This window comes from Prevotella sp. P4-119 (genome assembly GCF_002251345.1).
In the GTDB taxonomy this organism is placed as follows: domain Bacteria; phylum Bacteroidota; class Bacteroidia; order Bacteroidales; family Bacteroidaceae; genus Prevotella.
On sequence record NZ_NPJB01000109.1, the window covers coordinates 1 to 6346 of the forward strand.

Below are 6346 nucleotides of genomic sequence, written 5' to 3' on the forward strand. Positions count from 1 at the left end.
CCGTGTTGTAATACGTAACTTTGCACCACCAAAATTTCGTAAGGTTGTGCCACGTGTCCTCTGTGTGCTCCGTGGATCCGCTTTGCTTGTCGTGTTACCAGACCGCCACTACTTATTTGGTTACTAATGCCCCGAATGGGGCAATATTTTCATAGCCCAGGGTAACGCCTTGGGTATGTACAATTATTTTACAGAACGTCCTGTAAGGACAAAAGTAAAACCCGTGAAATTGTACGCACAGGACAACGCCATTCATTCCCAAGCGTTACAAATAACAAATAACAGATAACAGTTAACAGTTTCCAAAAACGATTTTTATGCGTTACATTTACAGTATTACAGTTTTTGAAAGCAAAAATCTCGCATGGTTTTTACTTTTGTCCTTACAGGACGTGGTTAGATATGCTGTATGATGTCCTCAGGGCGTTGCCCTGGGCTATGGAAGCCATTGGGCTTTCAGCCCGCCGTTGATTGTATGGAATTCCATGTGTTCCGTGGATTCGTAATTCCGTGTTGTAATACGTAACTTTGCACCACCAAAATTTCGTAAGGTTGTGCCACGTGTCCTCTGTGTGCTCCGTGGATCCGCTTTGCTTGTCGTGTTACCAGACCGCCACTACTTATTTGGTTACTAACGCCCCGAATGGGGCAATATTTTCATAGCCCAGGGCAACGCCTTGGGTATGTACAATTATTTTACAGAACGTCCTGTAAGGACAAAAGTAATACCCGTGAAATTGTACGCACAGGACAACGCCATTCATTCCCAAGCGTTACAAATAACAAATAACAGATAACAGTTAACAGTTTCCGAAAACAATTTTTGCGTTACAAGCGTGACAATATAACAGTATAACAGTTTTTGAAAAGCAAAAAAAAGGAAGTACAAGGGAACTGAGTGGAACAGAGCTGTCCCTGTTTCCCGTCCCTGTTTTATTTATCTGATTTTCAGTGTTTGCTCGGTTAATAAATGTTATAAAAATGGCTTTGCCTTACCAAAACGATTACCCTATTCGGAATTTATTGTAAATTTGCAGTAAATTCAGAATAGAGGATTATGGCAACGTATGTAAATAGACAGATTTATCTGCAAAAGCTGATTCATCGGCGAGACAATGGTGAGGTAAAAATCATTACGGGTACTCGTCGATGTGGTAAGTCGTGGCTTCTGAAAAAGGTTTATCATGACTATTTGGTGAGTCAAGGTGTACCTAAGGAAAATATAATCATGGTGTCTTTTGATGTGGATGAGGATATTACTGGGGAGGATTTGACCAATCCGATGGTTCTGAAACGCTATCTCTATTCCAAGATAATAGATGAAGATGCCAGCTATTATGTATTTCTTGATGAGATACAAATGGTAGAGGGATTTGAGCGTATTGTGAATGGCTTGAATGCTCATGACAATGTTGATGTCTATATTACAGGTAGTAACTCCAAGTTTCTTTCAAGCGACATCAATACGATTTTTCGAGGTCGTGGTGATGAGGTGAGAGTTTACCCTTTCTCCTTCAAGGAGTTCTGCACAGATAGGTCTGAATCTATTAACGAACTTTGGAAGGAATATTATACATACGGAGGAATGCCTGCTCTTCGTAATCATCCTACTCCTGAGCAGAAGGTGAGTTATCTTCAAAGGTTATGGCAAAAGACATACTTTGATGATGTGGTAGAGCGAAATGGTATCAAGAATCGTGTGGCTTTGGAGTGCTTGGTGGATTCCTTATGCTCTTCCATTGGTTCGCTGACCAATCCGAGCAAGATACGTAATACTATGGAGAGTGTGCAGCATGTAAAGCTTGATCCGGATACAGTATCTTCCTATATGCAATGCTTGGAGAATGCTTTTCTCTTCGAGGGTGCTCGCCGCTATAATGTAAAAGGCAGGAAATATTATGAGAGTATCAAGAAATATTATGTGGTGGATGTCGGCTTGCGCAATGCCCGACTGAATTTCCGGCAACAGGAGGTTACCCACATCATGGAGAATGTCATCTACAATGAGTTGCGTATCCGTGGCTATGTGGTGGATGTAGGTGTGGTGGAGAGTCGGGTGATGCGTGATGGCAAGAGTACCTACCAGCAGTATGAGATAGACTTCATTGCCACGAATGGTCTCAACAAGTACTACATCCAGTCGGCATACTCCTTGCCTACGGAAGAGAAGCGTGAGCAGGAACTTGCCTCGCTGAAGAAAATTGATGATTCTTTCCGCAAGATAATCATTGTGGGCGATGACATTGCCACATATATAGATGATAAAGGTTATGTCTTCTTGGGGCTGTTCCAATTTCTGAAGAACGAGGATGTGATGGAGTAAAAGTTACAATCCTTACAGCTTACAGTATTACAGTTTTTGAAAACGATTTTTTGCGTTACAGTTTGACAGTTGACAGTTTCCATAAATGAATTTTTTGCGTTACAAATAACAGATAACAGTTTTGGAAAAGAAAAAAAACAGGGAAGATTCTGTGATTGTACCCACTCATTATCTTCTTCTTGAAATCCTGCCGATACTCTGCAAGTGATTGATATTCAGTATAGTTTCTTTAAAGGATTAGGCAGAAGGAACAAAATGGAAACAAAAAATCCAAGATACCAACGATTGTAAAGTGGAGATAACATTTATTAACACGGAAAACTAACGAAATTTTCATTTTCTGTCATTTTGTTGTGTGCTCCTGAAGGTGCAAAATGTTCAAAGATGAACCTAATTGTAGTTTCAACAATCTGGTTGAAATAATGGCATTAGTTGGAAAATTGTGAACGAAAAGTGGGCGTTTCAGGTGGCATTATATAGTATTTTCGAAGAAAATACACATGTATTTCAAACTTTCTCAGGATAAGAAATGTTTTTCTTACAAAGATTTATTAACTTTGCATCAAAGTTTAACATCATTAAGAATTATGGCAAAGAAGGTTACAAATATAGAAGTAAAGGACACAACAGTTCGTACAATTAAACACGAAGGAGAGGACTTTGTGTGTATTACAGATATTGCACGCCAGAAAAATAGTGGTGACCCAAATGGTGTAATAGCAAATTGGATGCGCAATCGCAACACGATAGAATTCCTGGGTATTTGGGAACAACTATTCAATCCAAGTTTTAACCCCCTCGAATTCGAGGGGTTTAGAAAAGAGGCAGGACTCAATGCCTTCACAATGTCGCCATCAAAATGGATTGAGGCGACCAATGCAAAAGGACTTGTAGCTATGGCTGGACGTTACGGAGGTACTTACGCTCGCACTGATATTGCCTTTGAATTTGCTTCTTGGATTTCTGTGGAATTCAAACTTTATCTAGTCAAAGAATTCCAGCGTCTCAAGGAAGAGGAACAAAAGCTAATCGGATGGTCAGTTAAGCGTGAACTCTCAAAACTTAACTATCGCATTCACACTGATGCCATCAAACAGAATATCGTGCCAGAAGAAATTGATGCTTATCACAAATCGCTCATCTATGCAGAGGAAGCTGATGTCTTGAATGTTGCTATGTTCGGTATGACAGCAAAAGAGTGGCGCGATGCAAATCCCGACAAGAAAGGCAACATACGCGACTATGCAACCATCAACGAACTCATTTGTCTCTCAAACATGGAGAACTTGAATGCTGTGTTTATCAACGATGGCATGCCGCAGACAGAGAGACTTGTCAAACTAAATCAAGTTGCAATTCAGCAGATGAAGGTGCTTAAAGAATCTGAAAGCCGTAAATATTTGAAGTAAGAGATGGATTTGAGATTCAACACATCATTAGCAGAAGGTTACAAAAGTGCTAGCCAAATAGCAAGAGTACTGACTGAAGATTGGTTGAATATTAGACTGGAAGAGATCGTCAAAGAGCAAATAACTTCCAATATATCATCTGATTATGGTGAGAAAAAAGCGCGACTGGATGAAAAGGTTAATTCCATGCGACAAGAGGGCTACACAACGAGTGAAATCGACAATGACAGAATCGTAAAGAAACTGCGTGGGGAATTAGAGGTAATGGGAGATGCTGAGGAAATGCAAGCTGAGGTATTTTCTCATTTGAATACTTTTTTCTCTCGTTATTATGACAAAGGCGATTTTGTCACTTTACGCCGATACAAGAAAGATTTTCGTAGGATGATAAAGACCACTCCCTCAGGCTTCAGACTTCAAACTTCAGACTTCATTTTGCGTTACAATCCCAAGCGTTACAGTTGACAGTTGACAGTTTCCATAAATGAATTTTTTGCGTTACAAATAACAGATAACAGATAACAGTTTTGGAAAAGAAAAAAACAGGGGCCATTTTGACCTCATGTATCATTCTTCGATAAAGGCCTGGCCAAAGAAAATAAAGATGAATATAATTTTTTCAGTCAACATCTTCGCAACTCTCATTTTATTTTTATAAATTTGCATGGAAAATCGTAACACAGGGGAATTACTCCCCTATCATTCTTAAAACCCAAAAACTGTGCATTATTCTTGATGTCGTTGACCTGTCCCTGTGACATCGTTGATGAATGTGATTGTGTACTAGCCTTCTGGGATGGTACTAGTAGGGGTACTAAGTTTACCCTAGATTATGCCCAAGAAAAGAATAAACCAATAAAGATAGTTCAGATATGATACCTACATTTGAAGAATTCTTGTACCCATTCCTTCTAATGCTGAAAGATGGTGAAATTTCAAGTAAGGAAATGAAGGAAAAGTTGATTGCCCACTTCAAGCTAACTGAAGATGACATTGCCCTAACCACTAAAGGGGGAAACACCACCCAAGTAACTGATAGAATTGGCTGGTGTAGGCAATACTTCAGAAGGGCTTTGTTTATTGAAATCCCACAAAGAGGTATCTGGAAGCTAACTGATAGGGGCAAAGCATACCTAGCCAATCACAATACTCTTACTATTGATGATTTGCTGGATTATAAGGAATTTGCTGAATATGCAGGGAGTGCCAAGAAGCCAAAGAAAGCAGTTATGCCAACCAAGCCTTCATTTGCTTCTTTAGGTGTTACCCCTACTGAAGCTTTGGAAGAAGCCTATACTAGCATCAATGATTCTTTATCTGATGAACTTCTGTCAATGATAATGAATCTATCCCCATCCTTCTTTGAAAAGCTAGTGGTAGATTTACTTGTGGCTATGGGCTATGGCGGTGATTTTGAAGATGCTGCTAAAGTGACTAAAAAAAGTAAGGATGGTGGTGTAGATGGCATCATTAAAGAAGACAAACTAGGTCTAGATAAAATCTACATTCAGGCTAAAAGATGGACTAATGTAGTTGGAGAACCAGTTATTCAACAATTTGCTGGTGCCTTGGATGGGAAAAGGGCTTCAAAGGGTGTCTTTATAACAACTTCTACCTATTCAAAGGATGCTAAGAAGTATGTGGATAGTTTAAGCAAGAAGATAGTGCTGATAGATGGCAAAGAACTTGCTTCCCTTATGATTGAATACAACCTTGGTGTTAGTATTAAGAAATCCTATATTGTTAAGCGAATTGATACTGATTATTTTGATGAAGGAGAGTAAATTATGAAAAAAATACTATCTATTATAGCAATATTTTCTATCATCTGTTCATCGTGCAGTGATTTAGTAAACAAGAAGGAGTACAAGGTTTCCATAGAAGATAATATTCTTTCCATTGAACCTAATGATACCTGTACTTATCAAGTAAGTGTATGGAATGAAAACACAAAGTTGTGGGAAGACACTAAACAAGGTAAGTGCAGGCAAGGTTTGTTCTCACCTATAGAAAATATGGAAATTATTAACTCTATAGCTCTATTTGCTCTTAGGAACAACAATGAGTTATCTATTAGAGTAAATATTAGTGATATTGTAGATACAACCTATACAGTAAAACTTCAACCAGAAGAAGGAGATTCTATTGCTCCTATAATTAGTGGTAATTGTGCAAGACTTGTTTCAAATGCTTCAAGTAAGGCAAGTACTGAAACTCTAAAAAGATGGCTTTTCAAAAGAAAAGAATTTGTTTCAGATTCATTGCTTGCACAGATGTCTGGATTAGTGAGAACCTTATGCAAGAAGGATATCACTAGATATGAAGTACAAGGAAGTGTTCCAGTTACAAAGACTCTAGGTACATTTTCTGTTAAGTCAGGAATCAAAGCTGATTATTACGCATTGCTAGCTTGTACATCTGATCAAAACATTACTTCTTTTGTTGAGGATTGTGTGGCAAAAGATTTCAAGTTTGCAAAAACCAATTTAGATGGTGAATTGACTTGCTATAAGATGGGTGAGCCAAATGGTTTCCTCTGTATATGTCTTGTGACTATTAACAATGATTGGAGTTATAAAGCTTATCCTTTAGGTGCTATTATACTTGATAATAT

The 6346-nt window shown here is 38.5% G+C and carries 5 protein-coding genes; all 5 read left to right on the plus strand.

The window, feature by feature from the left end:
- Window positions 1–1057 precede the first annotated feature (1057 nt).
- Window positions 1058–2323, plus strand: coding sequence for an ATP-binding protein (locus CIK89_RS13210; RefSeq protein WP_094391822.1), 1266 nt, complete (start codon window positions 1058–1060; stop codon window positions 2321–2323).
- Window positions 2324–2910: 587 nt separating this feature from the next.
- Window positions 2911–3732: a KilA-N domain-containing protein gene (locus CIK89_RS13215; RefSeq protein ID WP_094391823.1), complete on the plus strand. Its 822-nt coding sequence runs from the start codon at window positions 2911–2913 to the stop codon at window positions 3730–3732.
- 3 nt (window positions 3733–3735) lie between these two features.
- A complete protein-coding gene (locus CIK89_RS13885; protein WP_094391824.1) occupies window positions 3736–4197 on the plus strand; it encodes a DpnI domain-containing protein in 462 nt (153 codons plus the stop codon).
- Between the two features lie 407 nt (window positions 4198–4604).
- The gene (locus CIK89_RS13225; protein ID WP_094391825.1) at window positions 4605–5516 is read left to right on the plus strand and encodes a restriction endonuclease; all 912 of its coding nucleotides are present in this window, start codon (window positions 4605–4607) and stop codon (window positions 5514–5516) included.
- Window positions 5517–5519: 3 nt separating this feature from the next.
- Window positions 5520–6346: hypothetical protein (locus CIK89_RS13230; RefSeq protein ID WP_144007427.1), on the plus strand; the 827-nt coding region annotated here is incomplete at its 3' end.

Coding starts and splice junctions, on each gene's coding strand:
- CIK89_RS13210 (WP_094391822.1), top strand. CDS start 1,058: ATGGCAACGTATGTAAATAGACAGATTTATCTGCAAAAGCTGATTCAT.
- CIK89_RS13215 (WP_094391823.1), top strand. CDS start 2,911: ATGGCAAAGAAGGTTACAAATATAGAAGTAAAGGACACAACAGTTCGT.
- CIK89_RS13885 (WP_094391824.1), top strand. CDS start 3,736: ATGGATTTGAGATTCAACACATCATTAGCAGAAGGTTACAAAAGTGCT.
- CIK89_RS13225 (WP_094391825.1), top strand. CDS start 4,605: ATGATACCTACATTTGAAGAATTCTTGTACCCATTCCTTCTAATGCTG.